Consider the following 806-nt stretch of genomic DNA (forward strand, 5'->3'; position numbering starts at 1 on the left):
GCGGCAACCTCCGCGCTGGTGATCCAGCTCTGGACTTCGACATCCCAGCTGCCCAGTTCGGCCAGGTCAATCGAGGTGCCGGTGTCCGGAAACGCCAGCCAGGGCGCCTCCGGCCGCACCTCGTTCATATGCACATCAATAAAGGACGACGCCGACCAGCGCGCCCGTTCATCCGGCAGGTTCCCGCCCCCATCGCGGACCTGGTAAGCCACCCGCGTCAATGGATTGTTACCGGCGGCGCTGATGGTGGCGTAGTCAACGGTCAAGGTAATATCGCGGCCCACTTCACTGGGTTGCACCCGACGTTCCACGCGCTGGGAGCCCCAGGCCAGCAGGATCAGGTCATAGGCACGCATGTACAACCAGTGGCGAATAATGATCCTGACACCGGCCAGCGCCGCCGCTTCGCTGACACCCTCCAACAGAATCTCCGGCGGAACGACGTACACCAAGCCTTGGTGCCCCTCCTTATCATCGTCCGGGTCAAACCCACCGGGGCGATTCAGGCTCACCCGCAACTTAAGCTCTTCGGTGAACGTTTCATTGCCACTGCCGCGCCGCAGTTTGCCAAACACCGGGTTGGCCCAATATTCGACGATACGATGGGCAGGCACCGTCAAAGGGATGCGGTCCAGGTTTTCCTCACCCTCGCGAATGGGCGTGGAAGCCACCGGTACGTTGCGGTTTCCCCAGTAAAGCGTTGCGACACTTCCGGGGCTGACACCGTCTTTCGGGTTATGCAGGTAAACGACCAAGTCGCTTTCTGTATGCCGCAGGCCAATCCCCCCATGCGCGCCCTCGGTATC

At 61.7% G+C, this 806-nt stretch carries 1 protein-coding gene; it reads right to left on the minus strand.

Annotated features, from left to right (window positions below):
* Positions 1-755: hypothetical protein (locus J1G35_RS30615; protein WP_223016873.1), on the minus strand; the 755-nt coding region annotated here is incomplete at its 3' end.
* Between the last annotated feature and the right edge of the window lie 51 nt (positions 756-806).

Origin of the sequence: Pseudomonas sp. SH10-3B, from assembly GCF_019891415.1 — a bacterium.
Classification (GTDB): domain Bacteria; phylum Pseudomonadota; class Gammaproteobacteria; order Pseudomonadales; family Pseudomonadaceae; genus Aquipseudomonas.